This window comes from Aliagarivorans marinus DSM 23064, from assembly GCF_000429485.1.
In the GTDB taxonomy this organism is placed as follows: domain Bacteria; phylum Pseudomonadota; class Gammaproteobacteria; order Enterobacterales; family Celerinatantimonadaceae; genus Aliagarivorans; species Aliagarivorans marinus.
On the sequence record NZ_KE386907.1, the window covers coordinates 176,362 to 194,640 of the forward strand.

Annotated in this window: 13 protein-coding genes; 5 read left to right on the plus strand and 8 right to left on the minus strand. The window is 52.3% G+C overall.

From position 1 onward, the window contains the following. Positions 1-45: 45 nt before the first annotated feature. Positions 46-2,070 (minus strand): NADPH-dependent 2,4-dienoyl-CoA reductase, encoded by a 2,025-nt coding sequence (locus G461_RS0115175; RefSeq protein WP_026972477.1) that lies wholly within the window; start codon positions 2,068-2,070, stop codon positions 46-48. A gap of 264 nt (positions 2,071-2,334) precedes the next feature. Between G461_RS0115175 and sppA the strand changes: the two genes are divergently transcribed. Together sppA and ansA are read left to right on the plus strand one after the other, a co-directional pair. Beyond that, positions 2,335-4,164 (plus strand): signal peptide peptidase SppA, encoded by a 1,830-nt coding sequence (gene sppA, locus G461_RS0115180; RefSeq protein ID WP_051333598.1) that lies wholly within the window; start codon positions 2,335-2,337, stop codon positions 4,162-4,164. Positions 4,165-4,301: 137 nt separating this feature from the next. After that, complete coding sequence (ansA, locus tag G461_RS0115185; protein ID WP_026959118.1) at positions 4,302-5,312, plus strand: asparaginase; 1,011 nt, start codon at positions 4,302-4,304, stop codon at positions 5,310-5,312. Between the two features lies 1 nt (position 5,313). Here the strand turns inward: ansA and G461_RS0115190 are convergent, their stop codons facing one another. Then, complete coding sequence (locus tag G461_RS0115190) at positions 5,314-5,595, minus strand: YeaC family protein (protein ID WP_026959119.1); 282 nt, start codon at positions 5,593-5,595, stop codon at positions 5,314-5,316. Between the two features lie 185 nt (positions 5,596-5,780). On the opposite strand from G461_RS0115190, the gene G461_RS0115195 reads away from it, so the two are divergent. Further along, positions 5,781-6,545 carry a DUF2989 domain-containing protein gene (locus G461_RS0115195; RefSeq protein ID WP_245587190.1) on the plus strand — a complete coding sequence of 255 codons (765 nt, stop codon included), beginning with the start codon at positions 5,781-5,783 and terminating at the stop codon, positions 6,543-6,545. Here G461_RS0115195 and msrB read toward each other — a convergent pair. From msrB to malQ, 4 genes are all read right to left on the minus strand, one after another. After that, positions 6,542-6,934, minus strand: coding sequence for a peptide-methionine (R)-S-oxide reductase MsrB (gene msrB, locus G461_RS0115200; RefSeq protein ID WP_035480435.1), 393 nt, complete (start codon positions 6,932-6,934; stop codon positions 6,542-6,544). The two genes, G461_RS0115195 and msrB, sit on opposite strands and share 4 nt — an antisense overlap. Further along, on the minus strand, positions 6,931-9,012 hold the full coding sequence (glgX, locus tag G461_RS0115205; protein WP_051333599.1) for a glycogen debranching protein GlgX: 2,082 nt from the start codon (positions 9,010-9,012) through the stop codon (positions 6,931-6,933). The genes msrB and glgX overlap by 4 nt, the downstream gene beginning before the upstream one ends. A gap of 40 nt (positions 9,013-9,052) precedes the next feature. After that, the gene (glgB, locus tag G461_RS0115210) at positions 9,053-11,248 is read right to left on the minus strand and encodes a 1,4-alpha-glucan branching protein GlgB (protein WP_026972482.1); all 2,196 of its coding nucleotides are present in this window, start codon (positions 11,246-11,248) and stop codon (positions 9,053-9,055) included. Between the two features lie 115 nt (positions 11,249-11,363). Then, complete coding sequence (malQ, locus tag G461_RS0115215; protein ID WP_026972483.1) at positions 11,364-13,562, minus strand: 4-alpha-glucanotransferase; 2,199 nt, start codon at positions 13,560-13,562, stop codon at positions 11,364-11,366. A gap of 316 nt (positions 13,563-13,878) precedes the next feature. Here malQ and gap point away from each other — a divergent pair, with 316 nt between their 5' ends. Together gap and G461_RS0115225 are read left to right on the plus strand one after the other, a co-directional pair. Continuing rightward, complete coding sequence (gene gap, locus G461_RS0115220; protein WP_026959125.1) at positions 13,879-14,874, plus strand: type I glyceraldehyde-3-phosphate dehydrogenase; 996 nt, start codon at positions 13,879-13,881, stop codon at positions 14,872-14,874. A gap of 78 nt (positions 14,875-14,952) precedes the next feature. Continuing rightward, entirely contained in the window at positions 14,953-15,795 is an 843-nt protein-coding gene (locus G461_RS0115225) for a D-hexose-6-phosphate mutarotase (RefSeq protein WP_026972484.1), read from the plus strand. A 66-nt stretch (positions 15,796-15,861) separates the two neighbouring features. Here the strand turns inward: G461_RS0115225 and G461_RS0115230 are convergent, their stop codons facing one another. Further along, a complete protein-coding gene (locus G461_RS0115230) occupies positions 15,862-16,911 on the minus strand; it encodes a GMP reductase (protein ID WP_026960556.1) in 1,050 nt (349 codons plus the stop codon). Between the two features lie 131 nt (positions 16,912-17,042). Next, entirely contained in the window at positions 17,043-18,101 is a 1,059-nt protein-coding gene (gene nadA, locus G461_RS0115235; RefSeq protein WP_026972485.1) for a quinolinate synthase NadA, read from the minus strand. Between the last annotated feature and the right edge of the window lie 178 nt (positions 18,102-18,279).

The following is an 18,279-nucleotide window of genomic DNA, read 5'->3' on the forward strand; positions in this document are numbered from 1 at the left end:
GTTGTGGGCTTTCCATCCTTGTAAGGAATATCCTAACAGCAAAGCCTAGATTTTTGCAGCTAACTCTGCGCCTTGTCGGATAGCCCGCTTGGCATCAAGCTCCGCAGCCACATTGGCACCGCCAATCAAATGTGCAGTCAGGCCCTGCTCTATCGCTTGATCGTACAACGAGCGGTTTGAGGTTTGCCCAGCGCAAATAACAACATTGTCGACCTCAACAACCCGTTGCTGCTCATCGCACTGATAATGCAGTCCTTGGTCATCAATCTTTTGGTACTGGGCACCGGCGATAAACTCCACGCCGTGTTTCTTCAAGGTAGCGCGATGGATCCAGCCGGTGGTTTTACCCAAGCCTTTACCGAGCTTGGAGGTCTTGCGCTGCATTAAGTACACTTGTCGCGTCTCGCCATGCTGCGCCTTTGGCGGCATCAGTCCGCCCTCTTGCTGGTAGGCCGTATCGATTCCCCAGTTTTCGGACCAGCGCTTAACATCGCTGCTGAGTGAGCTCCCTTGTTCAAGGATGAACTCAGCCACATCGAAGCCAATACCGCCAGCGCCGATAATAGCCACCTTCTCGCCAACCGGCTTTTTGTCTCGCAGAACATCCAGGTAGCTGAGTACTTTAGGATGTTCAACGCCTTCAATCGGTGGGGTTCGCGGCAGGATCCCGGTTGCTACCACCACTTCGTCCGCGCCGAGCTCGGCCAGTTTGAGCGGGTCGATACGCTCACCCAGCTTCACCGCGACTCCGTTACGTGCCAACTGGTGCTTAAAGTAGCGCAGTGTCTCGTAGAACTCTTCTTTACCGGGGATTTGCTTGGCGTAGTTAAATTGCCCTCCGATCTCGTCGGCAGCGTCATAGATGGTCACCTGATGGCCGCGCTGCGCGGCATAGTTTGCAAATGCAAGACCCGCCGGGCCGGCGCCAATTACTGCCAGCTTTTTCGGCACGCTGGTTTTGTCAAAGGTCAACTCGGTCTCATAACAGGCTTGGGGATTGACCAGACAACTCGCGCGCTGCTGTTTAAACACATGGTCCAAACAGGCCTGATTACAAGCGATGCAGGTATTGATCTGCTCAGGCTCACCGGCGCGTGCTTTGTTCACAAATTCCGGGTCGGCCAGTAGCGGACGAGCCATCGATACCATATCCGCCTGGCCGCTGCCTAAGATTTGCTCGGCAATCTCAGGGGTGTTGATGCGGTTTACCGCGATAACCGGCACGCTCACTTCGCGGCGGATCTTTTCGGTAATCCAGCTAAACGCAGCGCGAGGTACGCTGGTTGCGATGGTTGGCACCCGCGCCTCGTGCCATCCGATACCTGTATTGATCAGGGTGACACCGTTTTGCTCCAACTGTTTGGCCAGCTCTACGACTTCAGCGTAGTTAGAGCCACTCTCTACCAGATCCAGCATCGATAAACGGAAAATAATAATAAATTCTTCACCCACGGCGGCCCTACACGCCTTTAATAGCTCGACAGCAAAGCGCATCCGGTTCTGATAACTACCGCCCCATTGGTCACTGCGCTGGTTGGTGCGTTTACACAGGAATTGATTGATCAGGTATCCTTCGGAGCCCATCAGCTCGATGCCATCGTAACCGGCTCGTTTCGCCAACTGTGCACTCTTGGCAAACTGTTTGATGGTGCGAGTAATCGCACCATGAGACATCGCAGAAGGCTTAAAAGGGTTTATCGGCGCCTTGATCGCGCTGGGTCCAACGTTTAGCGGATGATAGGCATAGCGACCAGCATGGAGTAGCTGCATGGCAATCTTGCCACCGGCTTGGTGCACGGCATCGGTGACAATGCGATGCTTTTTCACCTGCCAACCAAAGCTAAGTTGAATGCCTTTAGGGGCGAGGCGCCCCCGGAGGTTGGGTGAGACACCGCCGGTGACAATTAGTCCTACGCCGCCGCGTGCTCGCTGCGCATAAAACTCAGCCATCTTTTCAAACCCGCCCGGCTCTTCTTCCAAACCGGTATGCATAGACCCCATCAACACACGGCTTTGCAGTTGTGTGAATCCAAGATCCAAAGGGCTGAGTAAAGTGGGATATGCGCTCATAGGTAGCCTTAACGTCCAATGTTACATAGATGTAAACGAGCCTAATAGATGCAAACTTATGTTTCAAACAAATGTTTTAATTTTTGTGGACCTTGCCAAGAGCTTGGCCTGAACAACGCACTTCGCAGGGGCTTCTTTCATGAGTTTAACCAGTTAACACTGAGTAAAAGTGAACAAGCGTGATAAACACGCCTTATCATCTGGCTGGATCCCCTAAGGCTATGGTAGCTTAGGCCCCTACTCTGCAGAAAACGTGGGATTCATGTGTTTGCTTTAATCAAACGAATTTTCAAAGGGATATGGCGAGTTCTCGGCTTTATCCGTGCGCTAATTATCAACCTGATGCTGTTGGTGACGATCATTGTGGTGGTGGTAGCCATCTCCACAGTAGAGGTGCCACAACCCGAGCCCGTGAGTAATCAAGCCTTACGTCTGAGCTTGGACGGGGTATTGGTTGAGCAAACCCAGTTCGTCTCGCCACTGCAAGAGATCAGTGACGAGCTAATTGGCCGTACCCCGGTGTATGAAATAGACGTTAACCGGCTAGTTAATGCCATCGACCACGCCAGTGAAGACCCTGAGATCACCGGTTTGGTGCTCGACCTAGGCAAGCTGCCGCCAAGCGGTATCGCCAAGTTACAAGTATTAGGTCGAGCGCTGCAACGGTTCAGCGATAACAGCGGCAAGCCCATCGTGGCCTATGCGGACTTCTACGACCAGCATCAATACTATCTGGCCAGCTTCGCCGATACCGTCTATCTAAACAACCAAGGCGCGGTGTTACTGCGTGGCTTTAGCTATGAGCGCCTGTTCTTTAAGGATGCACTCGATAAGTTGGCCATTGAGCCTAAGGTATTCCGGGTTGGTACCCACAAATCGTTCGTCGAGCCCTACATTCGTAATGATATGTCTCCCGAGGCTCGCGCCGACGTACAGCGTTGGGTGGATTTGCTGTGGGATGAGTACCAACAGGACATCGCCAGTAACCGAGAGATCAGCGCCGAGCAGCTGTCACCAGAAGCGAACGTTGTGTTAGAGCGACTGACACAAGTTGATGGCGACCTCGCAAAGTACGCAGAACGCTATGGCTTGGTCGATCAGCTGGTTAATCGCAGTCAGTTACTCGAAGAGCTTCTCAACTTGTTTGGCGAAGACCCCTATGGTCCAAGCTACGCCTACATCGATTACTACGATTATCTGGCCCATGTAGTTCCAGAACCAAAGGATGCCGAGGACAAGATAGCGGTACTCATCGCTCAAGGTCCGATTGTTGGCGGAGAAGGTCGCGACAAGGTCATTGCTGCTGATACCGTGCTAGCGCAACTGCAGCGGGTTATCGACGATGAAGATGTCAAGGCCTTGGTGCTGCGTATCGACAGCGGCGGCGGTAGCGCCTTTGCCTCGGAGCTAATCCGCGACAAGTTAGCCGAAGTGCAAGACAATGGGGTTGCGGTAGTGGTTTCCATGGGCACTGTGGCAGCCAGTGGCGGCTATTGGATAGCTTCCAGTGCTGACGAAATCTTTGCCGAGCCCACCACCATCACCGGCTCGATCGGTATCTTTGGTATGTTTGCCAGCCTCGAGCAAGCCCTGCAAAGGGTAGGCGTGCACAGCGATGGCTATAGCACCTCGCCACTAGCACAGCTGAGTCCCTTTAGTGAACTTCAGCCAGAGCTGGAAGCGCTGATACAACTGACCATCGAGAAAGGCTACAAGGACTTTCTTGAGATCGTCGCTGAGGGGCGCGACATGAGTGTGGAGCAGGTCGAACAGCTAGCCGAAGGCCGGATCTGGACCGGTCGCGAAGCCCAGCAAAATGGCTTGGTGGATAGCCTCGGTAACCTCAATCAAGCGATTGCCCGCGCCGCCGAGCTGCAAGGTTTAGAGAGCTACAAGCTTAAGCACCTGCGCCCAGCACTAAGCCCACAAGAGCAGTTCTTAGAGCAGCTATTCCGAGCCAGTGAACCGGCTTGGCTGCCCTCCTCGCTCAGCGGCCTACTCGAGATTGGCCAATCCTTGGAGCATGAGCTAAACACCTTTGACGATCCCTTGGGCATTTATTCCTACTGCGCCCTGTGCATCAACGAACTATAATCCAACAAAACCCCGCCTAGCGGGGTTTTATTCTTTTAGCCCGGCGTTATAATCGCTGCACTTTTTTGTCGCGTGTCGTTGAGTTGAGCCACTGCTCCTTACACACGTGATCGGCTTGTAACCATGAGGCCCACAACATGAATAAGAAATCCATCTACGTCGCCTACACCGGTGGAACCATCGGTATGCAAAAGAGTGACCGCGGCTACGTGCCTACAGAAGGCTTTATGCGCGATTGCATCGCGGCAATGCCGGAGTTTCACCGCGAGGAGATGCCCGAGTTCACCATTCATGAGTTTGCGCCACTGATTGACTCCGCCGATACCAATCCCACTCATTGGCAGCTGATTGCCGATGACATCCAGCAAAACTACGAGCACTACGACGGCTTTGTGGTACTGCATGGCACCGATACCATGGCGTTTACCGCTTCCGCGCTGTCTTTCATGCTGGAGAACTTGAGCAAACCGGTAATCGTAACCGGCTCACAGATCCCGCTCAGCGAGCTGCGCTCTGATGGCCGCGCCAACCTGTTGAATGCGCTGTACCTGGCTGCTGAGTACCCGATCCACGAAGTCTGCCTGTTCTTCAACAACCAACTGTTTCGTGGCAACCGCTCAACCAAGATCCACGCCGACGGCTTCGATGCCTTTAAATCTCCCAACTACCCCACACTGCTAGAGTCGGGCATCAACATCGAAGTGAAGGCCGGCGAAATCAAGCCCACCGGCTTTAGCTCGCTGCAAGTGAGCGCCATTACTCCGCAGCCGATTGGGGTTGTCACGCTATACCCGGGTATCTCTGCCGATGTGATTCGTAATATCCTGCAACAGCCGGTGAAAGCGCTTATCTTGCTTAGCTACGGCGTAGGCAACGCGCCACAAAACCCAGAGCTACTGGAGCTGCTCAAAGAAGCCGATAAACGCGAAGTGTTGGTGATCAACCTAAGCCAGTGTCTGACCGGCAAGGTAAATATGGGCGGATACGCCACGGGAGATGCGCTAGCGCAAGCTGGGGTGGTAAGTGGCTACGACATGACCACCGAAGCGGCCTTGGCCAAGCTTCACTACCTTCTAAGTAAGAATCTGGAGTTTGGCCGCGTTAAAAGCCTGATGGGACAGAATATTCGCGGCGAGCTTAGCCTCTAGACTAGTCGTCTTCTGGGCGTTCAGAGAAGATCACTTCATCTTCTCTGAATTGGCGCTTTAGCTCTTGCTTAGATTTGACCACCAACTCGCCATCGGTGCCGACGGTAAAGTGCTCAGGACAATGATTGTGTTGGCTTTGGTAGAGGATGACCATCTGCTGGACGTTGTCCTTTTGCGCAGCGGTTAATGCGTTTCCATCGGCCCAACGGCCGGTTTCAACAGCGGTAAGCAGACTTTGATAAATCTCCGGCGTCATTGCCTCGACTACCTTTTTTACATCCATTGACTTTTCCCTTAGAAAAATTGACGTGGGCACGGTTACTGCCCCATCATTAAAGGCCAATCAATTTATCACCAGCCGCTTTCGACAAAACTTAACCAAAGGCGGCCCGATGTGCAAGTTTACAAGGACTGATTTTGCGCAAACTCGTTACTTCCTCCCTATGCCTGTTAGCTACCTCACTTTTATTGAGTGCTTGTGATTCGGACCCAGAAAGATTTTCGTTTGGTGGTAAATCCCCCAAGGGGGTTTGCAAAGACTCCCCCAACCTTTGTGAGGATTTAAATAAAGATGGCTGGTGCCGGATGGAGCGTGACGAGGTTATCTTCGCACGTCTAGAAGAACAGGATCAGCCCGGCGATCCTGCCTACTACTCACTGATACGGGCGTATCAAGCTTACAACCGTTGCATTGAGCTGGCCGCGCAGATCCAACCCAAATACGACCAATCTCGCCAAGCCCAGCGCGTGGTGGGCCTATTAACCTCAGTCGAAGAACTGGCGCGATTGGAACAGCTCACCAAGAGCTCCGACTACCCGTTTCTACTAATGTACCACTGGACGGAGTTGGGCGACAAAAGTGCCAAGCAGCGCTTCCTCGACCTGGAAGGCAGCCCGCAGATGGCGCACCCCGAGTTGCAATGGGCCTTGGCCAGTTACTACGCAGACTTCCAGCCTGTAAAAACCATCGCTATCTTAAAGAATACCTTCCCACTGCACGAAAATGCCGACGATATCCCGGCAAAATACGCAGAGACGATCGTTGGCCAGTATATGCGTTTGGGGGATTTTGAGCGCGCCTACCTATGGACCTTGGTAGCGAGTCACTTCGATGATCACGCACAGCAAGACTACGGCCCGCTGGAGCGTCAGCTAAACCTCACCAAAGATCAACGCAAGCAATTAGAAAAGCAGGCGAAAAGTCTTTACAAGACGATTACCGAACGCCCCTAGTTCTCCTCGAACTGCATCGACACGGAGTTGATGCAGTAGCGCTGGCCTGTTTCGGTGGGGCCATCGGGAAACACATGGCCAAGGTGGGCATCGCAAGACGCGCAGCGCACCTCAATGCGGTGCATCCCATGGCTCATATCCTCTAAATAGCGGATACTCCCTTTCAGCGCTTGGTCGAAGCTTGGCCAACCACAGCCTGAGTCAAATTTGGCCTCAGAGTTAAACAGGGGCGCAGCACAACAGCGACAGCGGTATTCGCCCTCAGCCTTGTTGTGTAACAACGCGCCGGTAAACGGCCGCTCGGTGCCCCCTTCGCGGCACACCCGATAGCTCTCTTCATCTAGCACTTCACGCCAGTGGTCATCGCTTATTGGTTTAGTTGTGTTCATTGTTGTTCCATTAGCATCATTGATCGTGGTGCCAGAGTCACCTTGTGGCCCTCCAGCGTGGTTAGCTTGTTTGTTAACGAGCTATCTAATCGTAAGGACCAACGTTGCTGTTGTTTTGTTGCAGGAAGTCTGAATTTTTGCGCGTGTTCACTGGCGTTAATCAACCATAGCCAGCGGCATGCTTCGCCCTTCAGGCCAACGATTTCCACCATCACTGATTGTCGCTCGGCGCAGTGCCAATCGCTTTGATGCATGGCATTGCCATCCTCTCGGTACCAATGAACCGCATGTTGGTAGTCAAGTTTGCGTTCAAAGGTGTCGCTAGCAAGCTTAAGCTGGTGGAACACCGGGTTGTCTCGTCGCAGCTTGATCAGTTGCTGCACAAACTCCAGGAACTGAGACTCACGCTCATCTAGCTGCCAGTCATACCAACTGATGGGGTTATTCTGGCAGTAGGCATTGTTGTTGCCGCGCTGAGTGCGGCTTAGCTCATCGCCCCCGAGAAAATGCGGCACCCCTTGCGAGAGCATCAGACACATGATCAGGTTACGTTTTTGTTGAAAACGTAGTTCGAGGATCGCAGCATTATCGCTCTCCCCCTCCTCGCCATAGTTGGCCGAAAGGTTATGTCCATGGCCATCGCGATTAGCCTCGCCGTTGGCATGATTATGCCGCTGCTCATAGCTGACCAAATCATGCAAGGTGAACCCATCGTGGTAACAGATGTAGTTCACCGAGGTGTGAATGCTTCGTCTGCTCGGCAAGAAGAAATCGCGCGAGCCCATCAGGCGCGTTGCCAACTCGCCTACGCCAATCCTGTCGCCCCGCCAAAAGCCGCGCAGGTTGTCGCGGTAGCGATCATTACACTCCATCCAATTAGATGGAAACCGCCCTAGCTGATAGCCGTCGTAGCCGATATCCCAGGGCTCGGCGATAAGCTTGACGCCCTTAAGGCTTGGGTCCTGTCGCAGCGCCCTAAAAAAGCTCGCGTCCGTTTTAAAACGGTTGTGCTCCCGGCCCAAACTGACCGCCAAATCAAAACGGAACCCATCGACCCCCATCTCGCAATACCAATAACGCAGGGTATCGAGCACTAGCTGAAGGGTCACATCGTGGTCGAATGAGACGCTGTTGCCGCAGCCGGTATTGTTGGTGTAGTGGTGGTAGTTGGGGTTATCACCCACATGATCAAACAGGTAGTAGCGGCGATTATCAAGCCCACGGAAGCTCAGCGATGGCCCATCATCACCGGATTCAGCGGTGTGGTTGTAGACCACATCTAGAATGACTTCGATACCAGCACGGTGCAGTTCACGCACCATCTGTTTGAACTCGCTAACCGCGTCGCTGATCGCATAACGCGGGTCTGGCGCCATAAACAGTAAGGGGTTATAACCCCAATAGTTGCTCAGTCCTAGGCCTTTGAGGCGCGGCTCCGACATAAAGCTGGCCACCGGCAAGAGCTGCACCGCTGTAACGCCCAACTGTTTGAGGTGATCAATCGCAGGCTTTGAGCACATCCCCAAGTAAGTACCTTGGTAAGGAGTTGGCACCTCGGGATGTAACTTACTGAACCCGCGTACATGGGTCTCGTAGAGTATCGTCTGACTGAGCGAATAGCCCGGCCGCGCCACGCCCTGCCAATCAAAGTCATCATCAACCACCACACATTTGGGGAGCATGGCTGCGCTATCTTCGTCGTAGGCGACGGCGTCCCAAAGGATGGGTCGGTTGATGGCTTTGGCATAGGGGTCGAGCAATAGCTTACGCTGGTCATAACGCAGGCCGTGCTCTGGCTGGTAATCACCGTAAGCGCGAAACGCATACAGTTGCCCTGCCCGCACGCCGGGAACGTGACCAAAATGCACGTAGCCGTGCTTGCCGGGGAGGATGAATTGAGCGATCTGCCGTTCGCATTCGTCGAACAGGCAGAGCTCTATGTATTTGGCTTCACCGCCGTGGACCGCAAAATTGCATCCTGCTTGGTCGAGCTGTGCGCCTAAAGGTGTTGCGGAGCCGATAGTGACCCGGAATAGCTCCGGGTCACTCACCGACATTGGATCGGTGGTTTTTAGCATACAAACAAGCCTAAACTTCGTCCTGAAGAGTTGTTGTTTGTTAGTCTACCTTTTCAATGTACAAGGTGGCTAGTGGTGGTAGGTTTAACTCGATGGAATGCTCCCTTCCCTGCCACGCCACTGGCTCAGCATTGAAGTTGATACCCGCATCAAGGTTGCTGCCCCAATACATCTCTGAATCGGAGTTAAGTACCACGCGATACTGACCAGGCCCTGGTACACCCAAGCGATACTGTGGCCGTGGGACTGGTGTGAAGTTACACACCACCACAAGCTGCTGGTCACTCTCGATACCGTTACGCTGGAATGCCAGCACACTGCGTTCCCAGTCGCCATGATCGATCCACTCAAAGCCAGCCTTATCGTAGTCACCTTCGAACAAGGCGGGAGTGGCACGATAGTAGTGGTTGAGCTGCTTGGTTAGCGCCTGTTGGCCCTGATGTTTTGGATACTGCAATACCGACCAGTCCACGCTGGCATCATGGTTCCACTCGCTTGCCTGAGCAATCTCATTGCCCATAAAGTTGAGTTTCTTACCAGGATGGGCGTACATGAAGGCCGTAAACGCGCGCAGGTTGGCGGCTTGTTGCCACTCATCGCCCGGCATCTTGCCGATCAATGAGCCTTTACCATGCACCACTTCATCATGGGAGATTGGCAGTACGAAGTTCTCATCGTAGTTGTAGACCATCGCGAAGGTGATCTCATTGTGATGGTACTTACGGAATGCTGGATCTTTTTGCATGTAGGTCAGCGAGTCGTGCATCCATCCCATGTTCCATTTGAAACCAAAGCCTAAGCCACCGGCGAAGGTTGGGCGGGATACGCCCGCAAACGCGGTAGACTCTTCAGCGATAGTCATGGCATGGGGATACTGCTTGTAGACCTCTTCGTTAAACCATTTAAGCAGGCTGATCGCCTCATAGTTATGGTTGCCGCCGTCAACGTTGGGGATCCACTCACCTTCGTTGCGCGAGTAATCCCAATACAGCATCGATGCGACCGCATCAACCCGCAGGCCATCGACATGGAACTTGTCGAGCCAAATCAGCGCGCTCGCGACCAAGAACTGGCGAACATTGTCACGGCCAAAGTCGTAGATGTACGAGTTCCAGTCGTTGTGCCAGCCGCGGCGCGGGTCTTCGTACTCGTACAAAGGCGTACCATCGAAGCGGGCCAAACCGTGCGAGTCACTTGGGAAGTGCGCAGGCACCCAGTCGACAATCACGCCGATGCCATTTTGGTGGCACTGATCGACCAAGTATTTAAAGTCATCGGGATGGCCAAAGCGGCTGGTTGGCGCAAACAGGCCAATCGGTTGGTAGCCCCAAGAGCCGTCGAAGGGATGTTCCGATACCGGCAGTACCTCAATGTGGGTGTAGCCCATATCTTTAACGTAGTTGACCAGCTCTTCGGCAAGCTCGCGGTAGCTTAGATAACCCTTGCCAGACTCCAGCTTACGTTTCCAAGAAGCCAAGTGCACCTCGTAGATGGCCATTGGCTGTTTGGTCTTGTCGTTAAGCTGAGACTCGCGCCACGCATCGTCGTTCCACTGGTACTGGTCGTGATCCCACACCACCGAGGCGAACGACGGGTACTGCTCAGAGTAGAAGCCCACCGGATCGGTTTTGTGTGGCAACTGATGGCCATGCATGTCTTTAAGCTCGAACTTGTAGGTGCAACCGGCCTCAAGGCCAGGTACAAACAACACCCAGTGTCCGTCCATGCTGCGCTGCATCGGTTGGCGGCGACCATCCCAGTGATTAAAGTCGCCAATCAGGCTTACGCTCAGTGCATTGGGTGCGTACACACCAAAGCGCACACCTTTAACCGCAACACCATTGACCTCGATGGTTTTAACTTGGGCACCCAACACCGAATACAGGTTCTGCGGCGCATGATGCATGGTCGCCAGGCCATCATAGGCCTGCTCGTGGAACTGATAGGGGTCGATTACGGTGTGAGTGACCTCACCGTAAGACACAACAAACTGATAATTAAAGCTATCTTTAGTATCGGCAAATTCTGCTTCGAACAGCCCTTGCGGCGAGGTGCAGGTCATTTCTGCTAGCGCGTCGCCATTTAGGCTCTGAACAGATACTGCGGTCGCTTCAGGAAACCATGCCCGAAGCATAAGTCCCTGCTTAAATTTAACTAGGCCTAGTACTTGAAAGGGGTCGCTAATGCGGGCGTTTAGGAGTTGTTGAATAAGCGGGGATAGAGAGGAAGATTTCATAGACTTACCTTAGCCACGTAGCGGGTTCGCGCAGAGTTGCAAAGGCGCCCACTACCGTCGTCTCCATGAATACGAAAAGTGAGAATAGGTGGGCGCGAGGCCCACCGTAACTGGTTTACGCGCTTACCTTAGCACGAAGTTCTGTCATTTCTCTCAACAAGTTCTGAACATCGTGATCTGCAAACAGTTCTGATAAGTTTTTAGACAACTTACGACGCCAGTTTGGATACTCATCGGAGGTGCCTGGCACGTTAACCGGCTTATCCATTTCCATCCAATCTTCTAATTGAACAGACAACAGCGAGCTACTACCGGCAGCCATATGCTTGTGCATACCGTAGTTTAAGCCTTTATCCATGCCCACCCAGTTCACGTCGCGAGACACGTAATCAGGGATCAGGCCGTGGCCGTGCAGGCTATCAAGCATCTTCTGCTTGCTCTCGTGGCGATCGGCATAGAGGCTTTGCAGTACCGCTTCATCGCGGTATAGGCCCAGCTCTTTACCGAGCGCCAAGTCATCACAGTGCCACAGGCCACGCAGGGTTGGCATATCGTGGGTAGTGATGGTTGCCATCGCTTGTACTGGATAGTGAGAAGGCGAGATGTAGCCGCCGTCTTCCGCTTGTTCGAACATGAACACGCGGTACGAGTGGATGCCATTCTCTTGGAACACTTCGAAGATACCGTCAGGCACAGTACCCAAGTCTTCACCGATGATCAGACATTCGTTGCGGTGGCTCTCCAGCGCCAGAATGCCCAGCAGATCTTCGATTGGGTAGTAAAGGTAGGCACCTTTAGAGGCATCATCTTCCACAGGTACCAACCACAAACGCAGTAGCGCCATCGCATGGTCGATACGCAGTGCACCACATGAGCGCATGTTCGAGCGGAACAGGTCGATCATCGGCTGGTAGGCTTGCTCTTCCAACTTCGCAGGATCCATTGGCGGCAGGCCCCACTTCTGGCCTAGCGGGCCGAGTACATCTGGTGGCGCGCCAACGCTGGCATCTAGCGCGTACAAATCGCCGTTACCCCAGATCTCTACACTGCCTTCGCTTACGCCAACGGCTAAGTCGCGGTATAGGCCCATTGCCATGCCGCTACTTTTCGCAACTTGATCAACTTCTTCCAGTTGCAGATCAGCAATCCACTGCAGCCACGCGTAGAAGTCTACTTCGGCCTGATTGTCTTTGACCCACTGAGTTACCGCAGGCATGTGATACTCACGGAACTCTTCTGGCCATACCTGCCAGCCCCAAGCATTACCTTGAGTCTGGTAGAAGTGATTTTGCAGCGCATCGTAGGCCGCTTGGGCCGCCAGGCTTTCACCGCCGTTCTTAACGAAAGCTTTAAAGGCAGTCGCGCGCTTAGTGCGGCCTTTTTGAATCTTCTGGAACTCAGCGAACACCAAACGCAGCGCTTCAAGCTTGGCAACAGTTACCCCGGTGTAATCCACCCACTCATTGCTACGTAGCTGATCCAAGCGAGCTTGGAACTGAGCAGAGTTCACCAGTGCCGGTGCTTCTGACTTGGCGTACTCTTCGATGGCTTCAACATCGATATAGACAACGTTCAACCAACGACGCGAAGACGGGCCGTATGGGCTGGCTTGTTCAGGGTTTGCTGGGAATAGCGAGTGGATTGGGTTCAGACCGACAAAGTCTGCGCCGCTGTTAGCCACGTTCGCGACCAAGTATTTCAGGTCAGAGAAGTCGCCAATACCCCAGTTGCGCTCACTGCGCAGGCAGTACAGCTGGACACTTGGGCCCCACAGCTTTTTGCCCGCTTTAATAGGAGGCTGGATGTAAGCGGCTTGAGGCGCAACGATAAAGCGCGACTCGCCCAGTACCTTACGGCCACCTTTCTTGGTGAGCGACAAGGTGTGATAACCCATTGGCAGTTCAATGTTTAGTGGAACGGCGTACTTTTGGTACTCGATGTCGTCCAGTACGTGCATTTCTACCAATTCACCGTCAGTGGCGACGACCTGCCCTTTAATGGTCTCGCCCTGCTCGGTTTCAATTTTGTAAGTAAATTCCTGATTGGCTTCGGTGATGGCCACACGCAGCTCAATCGGCAAACCACTTCCTAGACGTACAACCTGTACTACCGGAGTGAGGTTTTGCCAGTACTCAAGAACTTCTTGTAGGTAACGAGCTTCTAGTTGCTCGGCATCGTCAATGGGGTAACCAAGGATACGCAGTAGCTTGGCCTTACTCTCAGGTACCACCTGAGCCGGGTTTCCCCAGGCGTCGATGTAGTTGGTCTCAATTCCGCGGAATTTGACCAATTCTTCTATGATATGTTCTGACATAACATTTCCCGTGTTATTGCTTGTTAACCGACTTTTTGTTTTTCTAAGCGGGCGTTATTGTACTGATAAACGCGAGCCTTGCACCGTTACAATACACTTTTAATTAAATAATTTTAATCTAGTCCACGATTCTGTTTGTATTTTTTCTTCAAGCTGTTGATACTAGTTTTCCGTCGTAAAACTGCATCGCTTAGAAAGCACCCAATTATTGATTTCGCACAAATTATTTCGCGATAAATCTTGATTCAGGTGCTCACTGTAGTAAGTTTACGACCACAGGTTTTATCTGTTAAATCACAGTAAATTAGGTAACACTATGACTATTAAAGTAGGTATTAACGGTTTTGGCCGTATCGGTCGCTTCGTTTTCCGTGCAGCTTGCGAGCGTAACGACGTAGAAGTTGTTGCAATCAACGATCTAATCGATGTTGATTACATGGCTTACATGTTGAAGTACGATTCAACTCACGGTCGATTCAATGGCACCGTTGAAGTTAAGGACGGCAACCTGATCGTTAACGGTAAAACTGTTCGTGTAACTGCAGAACGCGATCCAGCCGCTCTTGCTTGGGGCGACGCAGGTGTTGACGTAGTAGCTGAAGCTACTGGTATCTTCCTAACCGACGAAACCGCTCGTAAACACATCGAAGCTGGCGCGAAGAAAGTTGTACTAACTGGTCCTTCTAAAGACGCTACTCCAATGTTCGTTATGGGCGTAAACCAAGAGTCTTACGCTGGTCAAGACATCGTTTCTAACGCTTCTTGTACTACTAACTGCTTGGCACCAATCGCTAAAGTACTTAACGACAAGTGGGGCATCGAATCTGGTCTGATGACCACCGTTCACGCTACTACCGCTACTCAGAAGACTGTTGACGGTCCTTCTGCTAAAGACTGGCGCGGTGGCCGTGGTGCTTCTCAGAACATCATCCCATCTTCAACTGGTGCTGCTAAAGCTGTAGGTGTTGTACTGCCTGAGCTGAACGGCAAGCTGACTGGTATGGCTTTCCGCGTACCAACTGCTAACGTTTCTGTAGTTGACCTGACCGTTAACCTGAAAGAAGCTGCTAGCTACGAAGAAATTTGTGCTGCTATGAAAGAAGCTTCACAAGGTGAAATGGCTGGCGTTCTAGGTTACACCGAAGACCAAGTTGTTTCTCAAGACTTCATCGGTGAAGTTCAAACTTCAGTATTCGACGCCAAAGCTGGTGTAGCTCTGACCGACAAGTTCGTTAAAGTTGTATCTTGGTACGACAACGAAATCGGTTACTCAAACAAAGTACTGGACCTGGTAGCTCACATCTCTAAGTAAGCTTTCAGCCCAGTAACTAAGGCGGCCTCCGGGTCGCCTTTTTTGTATCTGTACCCTTTCGATACGCGAGACAACGCTATGTCAGTATTAGATAAACTTAAGCTACAGGTCGTAGAGCAAATTGATAATGCTGTATTTGTAGTAAAAAACCAAAATGACTTACAGTTTTATTGGATCGATCACCCGGTAGCGCGCGCTTTGATTGCCCGCCAAGGGGCACACTTGATCAGTTATCACCCAGCAGGCCATGACGAGCAACTGTTTGTTAGCCCGCTTGAAAGCTACCAAGCGCAAAAGGCGATTCGCGGCGGAGTGCCGATATGCTGGCCGTGGTTTGGCAAAGCCGCCTCCCCTTCCCATGGCTATGCGCGGATCCATGACTGGGACCTCGAACAGGTTCTTAGCGATCAACACCAAGTGCAACTGACTTTCAGTTTTGCTGATCAACAGTTGGTTGGCGATCTGCAACTGAGTTACAGCTTGACCATCGGTAAGCAATTAGCGCTCGCCCTCACCACCACCAATAGCGGCGCACACGAGCAAAGCTACAGTGGCGCCCTGCACAGCTATTTTGCTGCCAATCGCGAGTCGCTTTCGCTGGAAGGCTTGGGCGAGCGTTACATTGATTCAACCAACGGTAGCGAATGCACCGAGCAGCAGTTTGCCTTGGTAGATGAGACTGACCGGGTCTATCTGGCGCCAACGCCAACGACCCTGCTCGATGGTAAGACTATCGCCCACCAAGGTAATGATTCGGTAGTGGTGTGGAACCCTGGCTATCAGCTTGCTGGTAATATGGCGGACCTAGGTGAAGCATCTGCAGCCCACTTTATTTGTGTCGAGACGGCAATCACTCAGCAGCCCATCGTGCTTGGCGCTGGTGAGTCGCACACGCTGACCCAAACCGTCACGCCCGGGTAAGCACCTGCGATTGTTTACGCACAAAAAAACGGGCCCAATGGCCCGTTATCTTTTGAGCGTATCAGGCTAGACCTTGGTCACGCCATACACTTGGTTTTCTTGCTCTTGCACACGGATAAAAGTGGTACGCTTGGTCAGCTCTTTAAGCGATGACGCGCCGACGTAGGTACAAGCAGAACGCACACCACCTTGGATATCTTGAATGGTGGTTTTCAGGCTGCCTTTATACGGCAATAGCACGGTTTTACCTTCTGAAGCGCGATACTCAGCAACACCACCGGCGTGCTTGTCCATGGCCGTTTGCGAGCTCATGCCATAGAAGTGCATAAATTTCTCACCGTTCTTCTCAACCACCTCGCCGCCATTTTCTTTGTGCGCTGCCAGCATACCGCCTAGCATCACGAAGTCAGCGCCGCCGCCAAAGGCTTTAGCCACATCACCGGCAGAGGTACAGCCGCCGTCACCAACAATCTGGCCACCTAAGCCGTGCGCAGCGTCAGCACACTCGATAATTGCCGACAGCTGCGGATAACCAACCCCGGTCTTTACTCGCGTGGTACATACACTGCCAGGTCCGATCCCCACTTTCACCACATCGGCACCACTTAGGATCAGCTCTTCGACCATCTCGCCGGTAACCACGTTACCCGCCACGATGACCTTGTCACTGAAGGTGTCACGCATTTTCTTTACGTAACCGACAAAGTGTTCCGAGTAGCCGTTGGCCACATCTACACAGATAAACTGCACGTCGCTATCTAGTGCCAGGATCTGCTTAGTTTTCTCGAAATCAGCTTCTGACGTACCACAGCTCACCATCAGGTACTTATGCTGGTCACGTGGGATACTCGCCAAGAACTCGGCCCATTGCTCAATACTGTAGTGTTTATGCACAGCAGTCATCATGCGGTGCTCTGCAAACATCTTGGCCAAACCAAAGGTCCCTACGGTATCCATATTGGCGGCGACAACGGGCACACCTTCCCATTGACTGTTGGTATGTTTGAAGGTAAACTTCCGATCAATTACAACCTGAGAACGACTCTTCAAGGTTGAACGCTTCGGGCGAATTAACACATCTTTAAAGCCCAGCTTAATATCGGTTTCGATCCTCATCGGTATTCCTATTGTCTTAGACACAAACCTTTCTATGCTAGCAAAAAAATGCAATTAACAAAAAAGTTAATGCGTTGAGCTGATCATGGTTTTGCCAGAAAAAAGCCTGCTTTAAAGCAGGCTTTTTCGGTTTAGGCGTTGCCCTTAACCTTGACTCTGTTTTCCGCGGCGAAGTTAAGCATACGGTCTAATGGCACCAGCGCTTTTTCGCGTAGACTGTCATCGACAAACACCTCGTGCCCTGTTCCGTCAATCAGTGCCTCTTCAATCGCTTTCAAGCCGTTCATCTTCATCCAGGGGCAATGCGCACACGAGCGGCAGGTTGCGCCATTACCACCGGTGGGTGCTTCAATCATCTCTTTATCAGGGCAAGCTTGCTGCATCTTGTAGAAGATGCCTTTGTCGGTGGCTACGATCAGCTTTTTATGGGGCAAGGTCTGCGCTGCCGCAATCAACTGGCTGGTAGAGCCCACAGCATCAGCCAAATCAACTACCGCTTGTGGCGACTCAGGGTGTACCAGTACTGCCGCATCGGGGTTTTGCTGCTTAAGCTGGATTAGTGCTTGGGATTTAAATTCATCGTGAACGATACAGGCACCTTGCCACAACAGCATGTCAGCGCCGGTTTCTTTGGCTACGTAGCCGCCGAGATGGCGATCTGGTGCCCAGATGATCTTATGGCCCTCACTGTCGAGGTGATCAACCACATCCAGCGCGATGCTCGAGGTCACCACCCAATCAGCACGCGCTTTGACCGCCGCTGAGGTATTGGCGTACACCACCACGGTGTGGTCGGGGTGAGCATCACAGAACTCGTTGAATTCCTTCTCTGGGCAGCCCAGATCTAGCGAGCACTCCGCGTCTAAGGTCGGCATGATGACACGTTTTTCTGGAGTGAGGATCTTGGCGGTTTCACCCATAAAACGCACTCCAGCAACCAATAAGGTCGATGCCGGGTGGTTGTTGCCAAACCGAGCCATTTCAAGAGAATCAGCGACACAACCACCGGTCTCTTCGGCCAGGGCTTGGATCTCAGGGTCAGTGTAATAATGGGCAACTAATACCGCGTCTTTCTCAACCAGCAACTGTTTAATGCGTGCGATATGGCTGGCCTTCTGCTCGTCGGTCAGGGGAGCAGGTTTAGGAGGAAACGGATAGATAGACTCATTAAAGTAAGGAGACTGCAACATAAGCGATATATCGTTAAAAAAAACTTCGGGAATTATACTACGGCACTTTGCCTTTGTCTGTCCGACTAAAGACAAAAAAGCCCCGCTTATGCGAGGCTTTGAAATGATGGTGGGTCGTGAAGGATTTGAACCTTCGACCAATTGATTAAAAGTCAACTGCTCTACCAACTGAGCTAAC